Below are 492 nucleotides of genomic sequence, written 5' to 3'. Positions count from 1 at the left end.
GGTGCACGCCGCACGCGGCGCCGGTGCGTACCACCCGGTCGAGCTGGCCGCGCTCGTGCCGGGACAGTTCGTCACCGCCGAGCAGCACCGCCACCCGCCACGGCTCCGGGCGGCGTCCGGTGGCGGCGGCCAGGTCGCGCAGCGAGGCGTACTCACCGGCCAGCACCGTGGCGTTGATCCGGCGGATCTGCTCCACCAGGTCGTCCAGCAGCCGGCCCAGGCCACCCGGTCCGACGAAGGTGAGCAGCCCGGCGGTGCCGAGCGGGGCGAATCCGGCCAGCCCGCCGCCCAGGTGCTCCGGGTCGTAGCCGTACAGCCGCACCGCGCCCGGGTCGGCGCGGCCGACCGAGCGCAGCAGCAGCGCGGGCACCACCGCCGCCAGGCCGTCCCGGTCGCCGCCGGCCAGGTGCGCGTGCCCGGCGTCGAGCAGCGGCACGAGCGCGGGCACCGGTTCGGCGCCGTCGAGGCGTACCGTGCCGACCCGCAACGCAC

The 492-nt window shown here is 78.3% G+C and carries 1 pseudogene; it reads right to left on the bottom strand.

The annotated features are described in order from the left end of the window. A pseudogene (locus KBX39_RS32710) lies at positions 1-487 on the bottom strand (cell division protein FtsK); the annotation flags it as partial. Positions 488-492: the final 5 nt, after the last annotated feature.

The sequence above is a fragment of the Micromonospora sp. D75 genome (assembly GCF_018070405.1).
Lineage (GTDB): Bacteria > Actinomycetota > Actinomycetes > Mycobacteriales > Micromonosporaceae > Micromonospora > Micromonospora chalcea.
The sequence above is the reverse complement of the archived record's forward strand: the minus strand, read 5'-3'. Positions and strand labels throughout refer to the sequence as shown.